Here is a 14,607-nt window from a genome sequence, read left to right as displayed (position 1 = left end):
CTCTCCCGCTTGCGGGAGAGGGCTGGGGTGAGGGCGACGCGGGCACAGTGCCGGCGTGTAGGCGCCGCCGCGTACTCAGTGCCTGGGGACCCCCACCCCCGACCCCTCCCCGCAAGGGGGAGGGGGGACCGCGCCCATTGCTTGGGGCTATTATTTCCGGGGCTCTGTTACTTCCGGCATCGGCCTGTGAGGCAGGTCACTTAGTTCAGCGAATCCGCCAGATAGCCGTGCAGCGCCGCGACCACCTGAGCGCCCTCGCCGATCGCGCCGCCGACGCGCTTGACCGAGCCGGAGCGCACGTCGCCGACCGCGAACACGCCCGGCACCGAGGTCTCCAGCGAAGGCGTCGAACGCTGATTGGTCGCGCCTTCGATCGGCACGCCGGTGACGACGAAGCCGCCGCGGTCGAGATTGACGCCGCAGCCGTCGAGCCAGCCGGTCGCCGGATCGGCGCCGACGAACAGAAACAGGTTGCGCACCTCCATCGGCCAGGTCTCGCCCGACAGCCGGCTGCGCAGCGTGACCCGCTCGAGGCCGGTGTCCGGGGCGCCGTTCACCTCGACGACTTCGGTGTTGAACACCAGCTCGATATTCGGCGTCGATTCGATGCGCTCGATCAAATAGCGCGACATGCTTGCCGCGAGACCACCGCCGCGGATCACCATGTGAACGCGCGCCGCATGGGTGGAGAGATACACCGCCGCCTGCCCGGCGCTGTTGCCGCCGCCGACCAGGATCACCTCCTGCTCCTTGCACAGCCGCGCTTCGATCGGCGACGCCCAATAGTACACGCCGCGGCCGTCGAACGTGGCCAGATTGGCGATCTCGGGGCGGCGATAGCGCGCGCCGCTGGCGACCACGATCGAGCGGGCGCGCAGCGCGGCGCCGTCGTCGATGTCGAGCGCGAAGGTGCCGTCGCCACGGCCGCAGTCGAGCGCCTTGACCTCGATCGGGATCATGACGTCGGCGCCGAATTTCTGTGCCTGGTTGAAGGCGCGCGCGGTCAAAGCGTGACCGGAGATGCCGGTCGGGAAGCCGAGATAGTTCTCGATGCGCGCGCTGGCACCGGCCTGGCCGCCGAATGCGCGCTGATCGCAAACCGCGACCGACAGGCCTTCTGAGGCCGCACACACGGCGGTCGCCAGTCCCGCCGGCCCGGCACCGACAATCGCGACGTCGTAGACCTTGCCCGGCTCGATCTGGCCGATCATGCCGACCGCACGGGCGAGTTCGGCTTCGCGCGGATTGCGCAGCACGGTGCCGTCCGGCGTCACCACCAGCGGCAGGTCGCCGGGCGACGGCGAATAGCGCGCGACCAGATCGCCGGCGTCGCGATCCACCGCCGGGTCGAGCAGATGATGCGGCAGGCCGTTGCGGGTGAGGAACCCCATCAGTCGCACCACGTCGGACGAATTCGGCGAGCCGATCAGCACCGGCCCCCCGACGCCGCCCTGCAGCAGGTTGACCCGGCGCAGGATCAGCGCCCGCATGATCCGCTCGCCGAGATCGGCCTCGGCGACCATCAGGGCGCGCAGCCGCTCCGGCGGCACCAGCAGGCATTCGACGTCGCCCTCGGCGCAGCCGTCGACCAGCGAGACGCGGCCGGACAATTGGCTGATCTCGCCGAGGAACTGCCCGGGTCCCTGCTCGGCGACCGGAGTGACGCGGCCGAGGCCGTCGCGCTGGGTCACCGCGACATTGCCGGCCAGCACGACGAACATGCCGGGCCCGGGCTTGCCGGTTTCGAACAGCAATTCGTGGTCGGCATAGTGCCGGATCTCGCCGAACCTGCGGATGCGCGCGATCTCGGCCGGCGTCAGCACCGGAAAGGTCTGGTCGTAGCGGTCGCTGCGCCTGCTCGCGGCCGCCGCGGCGCTCGCCCGCTCCGTCTCATCGATGCTCATCGACGTTCTCCTCCGGCGTTCGGCGCAGCCCCCTCGACATGGTCATCGGCGGCACCGGACGGGCTGTCTTGAACGTTTCTGCTGTGATCGCCGTCTTGCGGCGGGATCTGCCCGGAGCGGCCGCGCGCCTGCAATTTGCGCCGTTTCAGATTATCGCGCAGCGCGTCGCGCAGCCGCGCCTGCCGGCCGTTCGGATCCTTCGCGGGTCGCGGCGGCACCTCGGTCATGGCGCGCTTCGCCATGCGGCGATGGTCGCGGTTGTCATTGCTTCGCGCTTGGTCTGCATTGATGCCCCAGATCCGGAGAGTCCCATGTCGGACGACACTTATGCGTTGACGGCCGCATCGCAACAGACCGTCGCCGCCTGGCATCGCGCACTCCCGGCCGCCGACGCGGTGGCACTGACCGGCCTGCTGAGCGAGGACGTGCTGTTCCATTCGCCGGCCGTACAATCTCCGATCCAGGGCCGCGAAGCTACCCTGCTGGTGATGCTCGCGGTCGCCGAAGTGCTGGAGAACATCCGCTATCGCCGCACCTTCGTCGGCGGGCCCTGCGAGGCCGCGCTCGAATTCAGCGCCGAAATCGGCAAGCTGCCGGTTAACGGCATCGACCTGATGCGCCTCGATCCCGACGGCAAGATCCTGGAATTCGAGGTGATGATGCGGCCGCTGCGATCGCTGTCGGCCGTCGCCGACGCCGTCGGCAGCCGGGTCGCCCCCAAGATGCTGCAGCTCAAGCTGAAGCCGGGCTAAAGTCGAACAGCGGCGCCGCCATGGCGGTTGCCCGTCCGTTCGCAGCGCACCCCTTTGGGATCATGGGCCAATTGCCAGGCCGGAGGCCCGGCGGGCCGGGCGGGTTTTCCTCACCCGATGCGCGCGCCGCGCTTGCACTCAAGGATGCCCTGTGGCAAGGATCGCCCCGCCGCACGGGGCCCTTGGGGCTGATTCCCGGATCGGTTTATGCTGCCGTAGCTCAGTGGTAGAGCACTCCCTTGGTAAGGGAGAGGTCGTGAGTTCAATCCTCCCCGGCAGCACCAGCCCAGCATTGAAATCGTTGATGTTATTCGTTCGCAAGCGAATCTTCCGCTCGGCCGCCATGAGACATATCGTGAACGCGCCGGGATTGGTTTAATGACCAAGACATCGTAATTCCCTCTCCGCTATCCCTCCTCCCGCGATCGCCCCCATGCGCTTCACCTTCATTCATGCCGCCGATCTGCACATCGACAGTCCGCTGGCCGGGTTGCGGGCGAAGAACGAGGATGTGGCGCGGCGATTTGCCGAGGCCGGTCGCAAGGCTGTGCAGGCGCTGGTCGACGAGACCATCGCCAGCGAGGCGGCGTTCCTGATCATCGCCGGCGATATTTTCGATGGCGACTGGAAGGACGTCACCACCGGGCTGTTCTTCGTCGGCGCGATCGGGGCGCTGCATCGCGCGGGGATTCCGGTGTTCATCGTCAAGGGCAATCACGACGCCGACAGCCTGATGTCGCGCGATCTGCCCTATCCGGACAGCGTCCGCGTGTTTCCCACCAAGGCCGCGACGGTCGAGCTCGAGCGCTTTCGCGTCGCGCTGCACGGCCGCAGCTTTGCGGACCGGGTCAACGCGGATTTCGTCGCGGGCTATCCGGTGCGCCGCGAGGGGTGGCTGAATATCGGCGTGCTGCACACTTCGCTCGACGGTACGCGCGGCCACGAAGGCTATGCGCCGTGCAGCGTCGATGATTTGCGGCGGTTCGGCTACGACTATTGGGCGCTCGGCCACATCCATGCCGCCGAGATCGTCCACCGCGATCCGTGGATCGTATTTCCGGGCAATCTGCAAGGCCGCAGCGTGCGCGAGACCGGCCCCAAGGGCGCGATGCGCGTCACCGTCGAGGACGGCCGCATCGTCGATGTCACGCCGCTGGCGCTCGACGGCGCGCGCTGGGCGCATCTGACGATCGACATCACGGGCGTCGCCGAAGAATCGCAGGTGTCCGCGCTGGTGAGCGAACGCCTCGCCGAACTGCATGCGCAGAGCGAGGGCCGTGCGCTCGCGGTGCGCCTGACGCTGACCGGCGCGACGCCGCTGCACAACCGGCTGCTGGTCCGCCGCGAGGCAATGCAGGACGATCTGCGCGCCGGCGCGCTGCACCTTGCCGCCGATTGCTGGATCGAGCAGCTCAAGCTCAAGACGACGCTGCCGGCGCAGGCTGCGGCGATGCCGCCGGAGGGCGACGACATCGACGTTGCGGCGCTGCTCGCCGAAGGCACGCAGGATCCCGGCCTCGCGGCGGCGCTGGCGGAGCTGACAGAAACCATCAAGGCGAAGCTGCCGCGCGACCTGCAGGACGAGTTCGCAGCGTCCGACGTGCTCGGCAGCCTGTCCGACGATGCCCGCGCTTTGCTCGCCGGAGAGCTGCCGTGAGGATCGAGCAACTCGCGCTGGAGCGCTACGGCATCTTCACCGACCGGATCGTGCCGTTCGCCCCGCAGGCGTCGCTGCACATCGTGCTCGGCGCCAACGAGGCCGGCAAGACCTCGGCGCTGACGGCAATCGGCGATCTGTTGTTCGGCTTCGGCGGGCGCACCGATTACGACTTCAAGCACGACAGCAAGCTGCTGCGGCTCGGCGGCAGCTTTCGCCATTCCGACGGCCGGCTGATCACCGCGCGCCGGCGCAAGGGCAAGGGTACTAAGAATACGCTGCTCGACGTCGATGACCGACCGTTACCCGATGACCACCTCGCGGTGCTGCTTGGTGACTTAACGCGCAGCACCTTCGATCGCGAGTTCGGGATGACCGCGCAATCGCTGCGTGACGGGGGCACGAAGCTGCTAAGTACCGGCGGCGATCTGGCCGAAACGCTAGCGGCAAGTTCGGCCGGCATGGCCGAGCTGTCGCGCATCAAGGATCGCCTGCAGCAGCAGGCCGACGAGCTGTTCACGCCGCGCAAATCCGCCAGCAAGCCATTCTACGTCGCCGCCGAGCGCCGCGACGCGGCCGACAAGGACCTACGCGACGCTATCGTCACCCGCGACATGCTGCGGCAGTTGCAGGGCGCGGTGGAGCAGGCCGCCGCCGAGCTGGAGAAGCTGAAGGCCGAGCACGCCGCCTGCGGCAGCACGCTGGCGCGCTGGCAGCGCACATGGCGGGTGCGCTCGCCGCTGACGCGCCTCGACCGCATCGAAGCCGAACTGGCGGAGCACGCCGATCTGCCGCACGTGGCGGAGGCGACGCTCGCCGAATGGCGCGCGGCGCTCGACAGCAAGATCGCGCTGGAAGCCGAGATCGCGACACTCGACGCCGCCGCCGCCGCGGACGCGGCGGAGATCGCCACCATCCATGTCGACGAGGCGCTGCTCGCCGAAGCCGGCACGATCACGGCGTTGCGCGAGCGGCTCGGCGCGGTGCGCAAGGCGGCGTCGGATCTGCCGCGGCGACGCCACGATCGCGCCAGCGCCGAGGCCGCGCTGGACGATTGCGCCCGCAAGCTCGGCCTCGCCTCCCATGTCGAACTGCTCGCGGCGCTGCCCACCGAACCGGCGCTCGCAGAGGCGCGCGACCGCCTCGAACAGATGCGGCGCACCACGCAGGAGCTGGCCGATATCGAGGCACGACACGAGCGGGCACGGCGCGAAAGCGAGGCCCAGGCGGCGACCAGCGACGACCCGCATCTGGTCGATCTCGAACCGCTGCGCCAGCGCTTCGAGGCACTCGGCGACATCCCGGCGCAGGAAGAACGGCTGCGCCGCGACCGCGCCGCGCTGACGGTCGAGCTCGAGGCGATCAGCCATGCGGTCGCCGCGCTCGATCCGGCGCCGGGAACGCCCGATCGCGTGCGTGCGCTACCGGTGCCCGACCGCGCCACCATCGGCAAATTCGCCAGCGCGTTCGAGCTCAGCGAAACCGAGCTGAAACGGCTCGATGCGGAGATCGCCAAGCTCGACGATGCCATCGCGGCGTCTGAGGCCGAGCTGGCGCGGCTGTCGAGCGCCGGCGCGGTGCCGACCAAGGCCGACCTGATCGCGGCACGGCAGATTCGCGACGACCGCCTCGGCGCGCTTTACGATAGCCTCGACGGCGATCGCGACGAGCGCCGGCAGCGCTTCGACGGCGTCGCCGAAGCGTCGCGGGCGATCGACGGCATCACCGACACGCTGCTGACCGACACCGAGCGCGCCACCCGCCACGAAGACGCGCAGCGGCGCATCGCCGAGACCCGCGGCGAGCGCGAGCGCATGATCGAAAAGCGCGACGGCCTGCGGCAGGGACTGGCGGATATCGCGCAGGGCTGGGCGAAGGTCTGGTCCGCATCCGGCCTGCAGCCGGCGGCCGCGCCCGAGATGCTGCGCTGGCGCGACCGGCTCGACGACATCATCGGCCGGCAGGGCAAATGCGACCTGCAGCGCGCCGCGATCGACGCCCAGGCGATGGCGCTGAGCGACGGCAAGGCGGCGATCATCGGCTTCCTCGACAGCGTCGGGCGCGGGGCTGATCCCACCGCGGCCGCAGGCGTGCTGTATCGCGAAGCCAAGGGGCGGTTCGATCAGTTGGTGAACGCGTGGAGCGACGCCAAGGCGCGCGCCGCGACACGCGCGCGGATCGAACGCGACCTCGCCGAAACCGGCAGCGCGCGCGAGACCTGCGAGCGTCGTCTCGCCGAGCTGCGTCAGCACTGGCCGCAGACGATGGCTGCGATCGGCCTCGCCGCCGATGCTTCGCCGGCGCAGGCCGAAGCGGCGCTGGGAGTGTGGAGCGCGGTCGGCCTGCCGCGCGCCAATCTCGATCGCGAGAGTCGCAGCGTCGACACCATCACGTCGGATCTGCAGGAGTTCGACCGCGACGTCGCCGAGCTGCTGGCGCGGGTCGCGCCGGATCTCGGCAGTCTCGCGGCGCAGGAGGCGGTGCCGCGGCTCGCCGAGCGGCTCGACGAGGCGCGCCGCGCCAGCGAGGCCTGTCGGCGCCTGCACGACAATGCCGCCAAGCGCACGATCAGCCGCGGCGCGCTGGTCAGCCGTCTCGCCGCAAGCCTCGACACGCTGCAACACGCCGGCAACACGCTCGGCGCCGACGTCGCCGCGGTGCCGGAGTTGCTCGAACGGCTCACTGTGCGGCTGCGGCTGCAAACCGAACAGGCGGAGCTGCGCCGACATCTGGTCGAGATCGCCGACGGCCACGACGAGACCGCGCTGCGCCAGGAACGCGAGGGCATCGACCTCGATCGGCTGCAGGCCGACATCGCCAGCGCCACCGAGCAACAGGCCCGGCTGCTCAAGGACATCGCCGACGCCTCCGCGGCCCATTATCAGCGGCAGCGCGAACTCGACGCGCTGACCAAGGGCCGCGACGCTGCGGGGGCCGCCACCCGGCGCCGCGAGGCGGGCGCCGAATTGCTGTCGATCGCCGAAGACTGGCTGCTACGCTCGGCCGCGGCGCTGCTGGCGCGCCGCGTCGTCGAGCTGCACCGCGCCAAAGTGCAGGACCCGATGGTGGCGCGCGCCGGCGAGCTGTTCGCGCTCGCGACCGCGGAGGCCTTCGCCGGGCTCGGCATCGATTACGGCGACGAAGACGAGCCGACCCTGGTGGCGCGCCGCGCTTCCGGCGAACGCGTGCCGCTGTCCGGATTGAGCGAAGGGACGCGCGATCAGTTGTTCCTCGCGCTGCGCCTTGCGCTGCTCGAACGCCGCGCCTCCGAGCCGCTGCCGTTCATCGGCGACGATCTGCTCGCGAGTTTCGACGAGCGCCGCACGCTGGCGACGTTGCGCCTGCTCGCCGCGGCCGGCCGGCAGCGCCAGATGATCCTGTTCACACACCATCGCCACGTCGCCGATCTCGCATTGTCGCTGACCGATCATCAGGTCGATGTGATCGATCTGTAGGGCCGCGCCGCGCAGCAAGCCGGCAAGGCCCTCGCCTGCGCGCTTGCCATAATATGATGATCATCATACATTCCCGCGCAGGCGGCCGCCCTTGGCCGCCGGCGTCGCTGTGGCGCGATGCCGATCGACGCCGCCGCCAACACCGAGGAGTCCGTCATGAGCGCACGCGAGATCGTTCTCTGCCATCCGGTCCGGACCGCGATCGGCGCCTATAACGGCGCGCTGAAGGGCACGCCTGCCACCGAGCTCGGCAGCGTGGTGATCCGCGAGACGCTGCGGCGCGCCGGGCTTTTGCCGGATGCGGTCGGCTCGGTGGTGATGGGCAATGTGATCCAGGCCGGCAACCGGATGAACCCGGCGCGGCAGGCCGCGATCGGCGGCGACCTGCCGGTGTCGGTGCCGGCCTACACGGTCAATCGCGTCTGCGGCTCGGGCGCGCAGGCGATTCTGACCGCTGCGCTGGAAATCGCGGACGGCGAGATCGACATCGCCGTAGCGGGCGGCATGGAGAACATGGACCGCGCGCCGTATCTGCTCGCAGGCGGGCGCTGGGGCTACCGGATGGGTCCGGCCGAGGTGCTCGACAGCATGCTCACCGACGGCCTCAACGACGCGTTCTCCGGCCAGCACTCCGGCTGGCACACCGAGGATCTCGTCAGCAAGCTGCAGATCACCCGCGCCGCGCAGGACGAATTCGCCGCGCGCTCGCAGCAGCGCTTCGCCGCGGCCCAGCAGGCCGGCCGGTTCGACGCCGAGATCGTCCCGGTGCCCGTCAAGGGCCGCAAGGGACCCGAGACCTTCGCGGCCGACGAGGCGCCGCGCCCGGACACCACCGTCGACGTGCTCGCCAGGCTGAAGCCGGCATTCCGCCCCGACGGCACCATCACGGCCGGCAACGCGCCCGGCCTCAACAGCGCCGCGGCCGCGATGATCGTGGCCGAACGCGGCTTCGCCGACGCCGCCGGCATCGCGCCACTGGCGCGACTGGCGGGCTACGGCGTCGCGGCGGTGGAGCCCGGACTGTTCGGCCTCGGCCCCGTGCCGGCCGTGCGCAAGGCGCTCAAGCGCGCCGGCTGGAAACTGTCGGACGTCGAGCGGATCGAGATCAACGAAGCCTTCGCGGCCGTCCCGCTCGCGGTCGCGACCGAATTGGGACTGCCCGCCGACATCATCAATGTCGAGGGCGGCGCCATCGCCCATGGCCACCCGATCGGCGCCACCGGCGCGATCCTGACGACGCGGCTGCTGCACGCGATGAAGCGCGACGGCCTGCGCAAAGGCATGGTGACGCTGTGCATCGGCGGCGGCCAGGGCATCGCGCTGGCGCTCGAGATGATCTGAACTGATGACGAGTTCGATCCGCGGTCGCGGCCGTCAGGTCGCCGACCGCCGCCGATACTCACCGGGCGACATCCCGACCTGGCGGCGGAACGCGCGGGTGAAGGTCGCCTGCGACGAGAACCGGCACAGATAGGCGACATCGGCCAGGCTCGATTGCGACCCTTTGAGCAGACTCACAGCATGGTCGAGCCGCCGCGCACTGATGTAGCGATGCGGCGGCACGCCGGTGGCTTCTCTAAAAGCCCGCGCGAAATGGTGCTTACTCAAACAGGCGACGTCGGACAGCTTCGCCAGCGACAGATCCTGGTCGATATTGGCATGGATGTAGTCGAGCACGCGCCGCAGCCGGGCGTCGTCGAGCCGGATCGCCACCCGGTCGTGACCGAGCGTCGCCTTCGCATCGCCCGAATAGCTCGTCACCAGATGCGCGACCAGCGCCTGCGACAGGCACTCGATCAGCAGCTTGCCGCCGCTGGTCTCCTCGCTCAACTCGCGATGCATGCGCAGGCAGAGTTGACGTACCAGGTCGTCATCGACATCCGCCAGATAGGCCACGTTGGCCGGCGACGGCGTGCGCGACGTCATTTCGGCGAAACTGTCGAATTGCGACTTCGCCAGAAAGACATGCAGAATGTTGGAGAGCGGCCGGGTGATCCGGATCGCATCCTCGCGGACGCCGATCGGGCAGAACCACAGCGTGCCGCTACGCACCGCGGTGTCCTGGAATTGGCCGCCGGAGCAACGCTCGACGCGGCCGCCCGCCGAGGTCGTCATCGCAAAGGTCACTTCCATCTCGTCCGGAGACGGTGCAGGCACATCGCAAGCGGCATGATTGCGGAGCTGAGCGGACACGCCGCTCCAGTCCCGGCCCGCGGAGGTGAGTAGCAGCCCGGCGGTCGGAAACTTTCGATCTCCAAACACCTCGAATTGCGCCATTTCATGACTCCGTCGCGGCGCGGGCTGCCGGCAGCGCCTCGCGACAATCTAACCGCAGCGGTTTCCGGATCAAGAACATCAATCCCGGCAAAAACAATGCCGCTCCATGCAAAGACACAAAGCACCGCAGGATGTCAGGCTGCGGGCTGTGATCAGCAGCCTCGAGACTCGCTATTGGCCACCGATCAGCAGCACCAACACGATAAAGTGACGGAGCGTCCCCGGCCCCGCCGTCGGCCTCTCGACGATCTGTCGATCAGCGCAGAAGCTCTGCGATGGATCGGCTGGTGCGAAGACCTGCTCACAGCCCCTGGTTCGCCCGCCCAGCGTAGCGCCTCCACCCTGCCCGCGCGCCAGCCGTCCGCGATGCCCCGCGACGGCGCGAGCGGGCTGCCGGTGCCGCTGCTGGCGGGCGAGGGGCTTCCGGCGATCCGTCGGAAGATTGCCGCCGCCGTCGGAGCCAGCGGCATCGCCCGGATCCATCAGGCCCAGCTCGACCTGATCGACGCACTCCGCAGTGGGCAGTTCGAGAGCGACCGCACCTTCGACGACGAGACCGAGGTGTCGCCCGGCACGCTGTTCTGGCTGCATCATTACGCCGGCATCGCCGCCGTGTTCTTCAATCAGGACGATCGCGCCGCCGAGCATCTCCACCGGTCCCGCCGGATCGACAAGACCATGGACCTCGGCGCCTCGGCGCCCGCCCATATGGACCGCGCGGACAATTGTTTCTTCCTGGCGCTGGCGCATTCGCGCCCGACGGCGCGCGGGATGACGCCGCAGCACGGCACCAATCACCTGATCGCCGCCCGGGATCGGTTCGAAGTCTCGGCGCGGCTCGACCCCGATCATTTCCAGAGTAAGCATTTGCTGCTGGAGGCCGAAGCGGCACGCCTGATCGGCGATGCGACCGGCGCCCAGGCGCTGTATGAACGCGCCGCCGACGCCGCCCGCAAAGCCGGCCTGACGCACGAACGCGCACTCGCGCAGGAACTGGCCGGCGCGTCCTATCTGGAAGCCGGCCTTCCGACGCCGGCGCAGGGATGTTTCCAGGCGGCCATCGCCTGCTACCAGAAATGGGGCGCCGACGGAAAGGCCGCGCAGCTGGCGCGGCGCGTGGGTCCGGCAGGCTGCGGCAACGCGGTGCCGGACAGTCAGGCCGCGCCGTGCAATCCGGATCTCGCCCCGCTGATCGCGCTCGGCAGTTTCGCGGCGTCGATCGTGCACGAGATCAATCAGCCGCTGGCCGGCATCATCACCCATGCCGATGTCGGTCTGCGCTGGCTCGACCGACGCCAGCCGGACATCGCCGAGGCCCGCGAGGGGCTGCGCAACATCGGCGACGCCGCCCGGCGCGCGGCCGAAATCATTACGTCGCTGCGCGGACTGGTGCAGCAGCGCCGCGCCACCCTAACGCCGGTCTGCCCGGCCGATCTCGTTCGCGACGCGATCCGCCTGACGGCCGAGGATCTCGACGCCCACGGCATCCAGGTCGTGATCGAATTCAGCGGCGTCCAGCACCCCGTCCTGGCGGACCGCGTGCAACTGCGTCAGGTGGTGCTCAACCTGGTCACCAACGCCATCCAGGCGATGGTGACGACCGCGCCGGCAAACCGCCGCCTGGCGATCCGGACCGCGACGGCCGAGGACGGCTTCGTGCATCTCGCGATCGAGGACAGCGGCTGCGGCATGTCGGAGGCGGTCCGCGGCAAGATCTTCGAGCCATTTTTCACCACCAAATCCGCCGGCATGGGCGTCGGCCTCGCGCTGTGCCGCGCGATCGTCCGGTTGCATGGCGGATCGATCGAGGTGCGCTCCGCGCCCGGTCAGGGCGCGACGTTCGACCTGCGGTTGCCAACGGCGCCCGAGGCCGATTAGCGCACATCTGCGCAGAGCGCAGGCGGTCTCCTTGAATACGTAACATCTTGGTATGACTCGCGACGCCTTGCCGCATCGCACATCTTGCCGGCGGCTGCGGATGAGAACTGACCGAGGAACACTGCATGGCCCGTAAGGTCGCCGACCTGATCACCGATATTCTGCACGCGACCGGCGTGCGCCGCATCTACGGCGTCGTCGGCGACAGCCTCAACGGACTGACCGACTCGCTGCGGCACCAGCCGATCGACTGGGTGCACGTGCGCCACGAGGAAGTCGCCGCCTTCGCGGCCGGCGCCGAGGCGGCGCTGACCGGTGAGCTCGCGGTCTGCGCCGGCTCGTGCGGACCGGGCAATCTGCATTTGATCAATGGTCTCTACGACTGCCATCGCACCCGCGTGCCGGTGCTGGCGATCGCCGCGCAGATTCCCTCGGCAGAGATCGGCCGCAACTACTTCCAGGAGACCAAGCCCGAGGAGCTGTTCCGCGGCTGCAGCGATTTCTGCGAGCTGGTGTCGCATCCGTCGCAGCTCCCCGGCGTGCTCGAAGCCGCGATCCGCAGCGCGATCGGCCGACGCAGCGTCTCGGTGATCGTCATTCCGGGCGATGTGGCGCTGGAGGATTTCGAGGCGCCGTTCTCGGCGCCGGAAGCGCTGGCAATCCGCGCGCCCGTCACGGTGCCGGGCACCGAGGATCTCGACGCGCTTGCCGCGTTGCTCAACGCCGGCAAGCGCGTCACGCTGTTCTGCGGCCGTGGCTGCCAGGGCGCGCATGCCGAGCTGCTGCAGCTCGCCGGCGCGCTCAAGGCTCCGATCGTGCATGCGCTCGGCGGCAAGGAGCATGTCGAATACGACAACCCGTTCGACGTCGGCCTCACCGGCATGCTCGGCTTCTCCTCCGGCTACCGGGCGATGAAGGAATGCGACACGCTGCTGATGCTCGGCACGGACTTCCCGTATCGGCAGTTCTACCCGACCGAGGCCAAGATCGCGCAGGTCGATCTGCGGGCGCAGAATCTCGGCCATCGCACCAAGCTCGATCTGGCGATCGTCGGCGACGTCCGCGCCACGCTCGCGGCGCTGCTGCCGCGGCTCGAACCCAAGACCGACGACGCCTTCCTGACCAAGAGCCTCGCCAACTACACATCGGCGCGCGAAGGGCTCGACGATCTCGCCACCGGCACGCCCGGCAAGCCGATCCACCCGCAATATCTCACCAAGCTGCTCAGCGCCCACGCGGCGGACGATGCGGTGTTCACCTTCGACGTCGGCACGCCCACGGTGTGGGCGGCGCGCTATCTGAAGGTCAACGGCAAGCGCCGCCTGCTCGGCTCGCTGTCGCACGGCTCGATGGCCAACGCACTGCCGCAGGCGATCGGCGCGCAGGCCGCCTTCCCCGAGCGGCAGGTGATCAGCCTGTCGGGCGACGGCGGCTTCGCGATGCTGATGGGCGATTTCCTCACCCTCAACCAGCACAAGCTGCCGGTGAAGGTGGTGGTCTACAACAACAGCTCGCTCGGCTTCGTGGCGCTGGAGATGAAGGGCGCGGGCTTCCTCGAAACCGGCACCGATCTCGTCAACCCCGACTTCGCCGCGATGGCGCGCGGCGCCGGCGTGCACGCCATCCGCGTCGAGGACCCGGGCGAACTCGAAGCCGCGGTCCGCGAGATGCTGGCACATCCCGGCCCGGCGCTGCTCGACGTCGTCGTCGCCAGCCAGGAACTAGCGCTTCCGCCGACGATCGAACGATCGCAGGTGAAGGGCTTCGGCCTTTGGGCACTGCAGGCGGTGATGAGCGGCCGCGGCGACGAACTGATCGACCTGGCGAAGACCAACTGGCTGCGCTGAGGCCGGCCTGATGACGGCCCCTGGCCTGCGGCCGCCGGTCCGGCGCCGCGGCCCTTGCGCTCTGCGGCGACATGGAATATATTCCTTGTCATGCGCTCCTTGCTCGATCCTCCGGTCTTTCGTTTGCGGGTGCCGCCGCCCGAGCCGTTGGACGGCGAGATGCCGATCGTCGGCAAGCGTCCGCCCGGTTCGCGCCGGCCGCATAGCGACGCCAAGACGCTCGAGGTGCGCCGGCTGATCGAACAGTCGACGCTGACCTATGGGGAGATCAGCAAGAAAACCGGCGTCGGCCGCGCCAGCATCTGCCGCTGGACCCGCGACGGCGGCTGGCAGCGCCCGCTGTTCGCGCCGCGCGCCACCGACACGGTACCGAGCATCCGCGCCGGCCAGAAGCTGAAGCTGCGCAAGCTGTCGGAGCGGCTGCGCCTGCTCGCCGAGCGCGCCATCCGCGAACTCGAAACGGCTCCGCAGGTCGATATCGACAAGCTGATGCAAGCGCTGCAGGTGCTGAAGATGGCCCGGCTCGAAGCGATGGGCCGCCGCCGCCGGCGCCGCGCGCCCGACGGCACCGCCTATCCCGGCTCGTGGTGGATCTCCCGCGACGAAGCCATCCGCTCCGCCCTCAAGGAAATCCACCGCGCCGGCGTCGACGTCGACCGCGTCCCCGACGAAGCGATGCAGCTGTTCGAAGACGCCCACGCCCCGCCCGACGACCACGCGGCGCTGCACCCGCCGAAGGCGAGACGCGGCAGACGGCGACGGAGGTGATAGCAGGTGACCGCAGCGCCTCTGCTCCCCTCCCCCTTGCGGGGAGGGGTCGGGGGTGGGGGGCCCCAG

General features: G+C 69.4%; 9 protein-coding genes and 1 tRNA gene. 8 read left to right on the top strand and 2 right to left on the bottom strand.

Annotated features, from left to right (window positions below):
- Positions 1–200: 200 nt before the first annotated feature.
- Complete coding sequence (locus IP86_RS16750) at positions 201–1,904, bottom strand: FAD-dependent oxidoreductase (RefSeq protein WP_054163676.1); 1,704 nt, start codon at positions 1,902–1,904, stop codon at positions 201–203.
- A 38-nt stretch (positions 1,905–1,942) separates the two neighbouring features.
- Between IP86_RS16750 and IP86_RS29410 the strand changes: the two genes are divergently transcribed.
- The 5 genes from IP86_RS29410 (at position 1,943) to IP86_RS16720 (ending at position 9,109) form a co-directional block, all read left to right on the top strand.
- Positions 1,943–2,656, top strand: coding sequence for a nuclear transport factor 2 family protein (locus tag IP86_RS29410; RefSeq protein WP_245290656.1), 714 nt, complete (start codon positions 1,943–1,945; stop codon positions 2,654–2,656).
- Positions 2,657–2,865: 209 nt separating this feature from the next.
- Positions 2,866–2,940: transfer RNA gene (locus IP86_RS16735), tRNA-Thr, on the top strand.
- A 149-nt stretch (positions 2,941–3,089) separates the two neighbouring features.
- Complete coding sequence (locus IP86_RS16730; protein WP_054163673.1) at positions 3,090–4,313, top strand: metallophosphoesterase family protein; 1,224 nt, start codon at positions 3,090–3,092, stop codon at positions 4,311–4,313.
- A complete protein-coding gene (locus IP86_RS16725) occupies positions 4,310–7,768 on the top strand; it encodes an ATP-binding protein (RefSeq protein ID WP_054163672.1) in 3,459 nt (1,152 codons plus the stop codon). The genes IP86_RS16730 and IP86_RS16725 overlap by 4 nt, the downstream gene beginning before the upstream one ends.
- Positions 7,769–7,924: 156 nt before the next feature.
- The gene (locus IP86_RS16720) at positions 7,925–9,109 is read left to right on the top strand and encodes a thiolase family protein (RefSeq protein ID WP_054163677.1); all 1,185 of its coding nucleotides are present in this window, start codon (positions 7,925–7,927) and stop codon (positions 9,107–9,109) included.
- 33 nt (positions 9,110–9,142) lie between these two features.
- Here IP86_RS16720 and IP86_RS16715 read toward each other — a convergent pair whose 3' ends face one another.
- Positions 9,143–10,045 carry a helix-turn-helix domain-containing protein gene (locus tag IP86_RS16715; protein ID WP_054163671.1) on the bottom strand — a complete coding sequence of 301 codons (903 nt, stop codon included), beginning with the start codon at positions 10,043–10,045 and terminating at the stop codon, positions 9,143–9,145.
- 366 nt (positions 10,046–10,411) lie between these two features.
- On the opposite strand from IP86_RS16715, the gene IP86_RS16710 reads away from it, so the two are divergent.
- The 3 genes from IP86_RS16710 to IP86_RS16700 all read left to right on the top strand — a co-directional run bounded on the left by IP86_RS16710 (position 10,412) and on the right by IP86_RS16700 (position 14,538).
- Positions 10,412–11,923, top strand: coding sequence for an ATP-binding protein (locus IP86_RS16710; RefSeq protein WP_054163670.1), 1,512 nt, complete (start codon positions 10,412–10,414; stop codon positions 11,921–11,923).
- Between the two features lie 125 nt (positions 11,924–12,048).
- Entirely contained in the window at positions 12,049–13,770 is a 1,722-nt protein-coding gene (gene poxB / locus IP86_RS16705; protein WP_054163669.1) for a ubiquinone-dependent pyruvate dehydrogenase, read from the top strand.
- Between the two features lie 159 nt (positions 13,771–13,929).
- Positions 13,930–14,538 (top strand): hypothetical protein, encoded by a 609-nt coding sequence (locus tag IP86_RS16700; protein WP_245290655.1) that lies wholly within the window; start codon positions 13,930–13,932, stop codon positions 14,536–14,538.
- The last annotated feature ends 69 nt before the right edge of the window (positions 14,539–14,607 follow it).

The sequence above is a fragment of the Rhodopseudomonas sp. AAP120 genome (assembly GCF_001295845.1).
GTDB lineage: Bacteria > Pseudomonadota > Alphaproteobacteria > Rhizobiales > Xanthobacteraceae > Rhodopseudomonas.
The sequence above is the reverse complement of the archived record's forward strand: the minus strand, read 5'-3'. Positions and strand labels throughout refer to the sequence as shown.

Bases quoted from the DNA above. Each gene is read 5' to 3' on its own strand.
- IP86_RS16730 (WP_054163673.1), top strand. From the start codon at position 3,090: ATGCGCTTCACCTTCATTCATGCCGCCGATCTGCACATCGACAGTCCG.
- IP86_RS16750 (WP_054163676.1), bottom strand. From the start codon at position 1,904: ATGAGCATCGATGAGACGGAGCGGGCGAGCGCCGCGGCGGCCGCGAGC.
- IP86_RS29410 (WP_245290656.1), top strand. From the start codon at position 1,943: ATGGTCATCGGCGGCACCGGACGGGCTGTCTTGAACGTTTCTGCTGTG.
- IP86_RS16700 (WP_245290655.1), top strand. From the start codon at position 13,930: ATGCCGATCGTCGGCAAGCGTCCGCCCGGTTCGCGCCGGCCGCATAGC.
- poxB (WP_054163669.1), top strand. From the start codon at position 12,049: ATGGCCCGTAAGGTCGCCGACCTGATCACCGATATTCTGCACGCGACC.
- IP86_RS16715 (WP_054163671.1), bottom strand. From the start codon at position 10,045: ATGGCGCAATTCGAGGTGTTTGGAGATCGAAAGTTTCCGACCGCCGGG.
- IP86_RS16720 (WP_054163677.1), top strand. From the start codon at position 7,925: ATGAGCGCACGCGAGATCGTTCTCTGCCATCCGGTCCGGACCGCGATC.
- IP86_RS16710 (WP_054163670.1), top strand. From the start codon at position 10,412: ATGCCCCGCGACGGCGCGAGCGGGCTGCCGGTGCCGCTGCTGGCGGGC.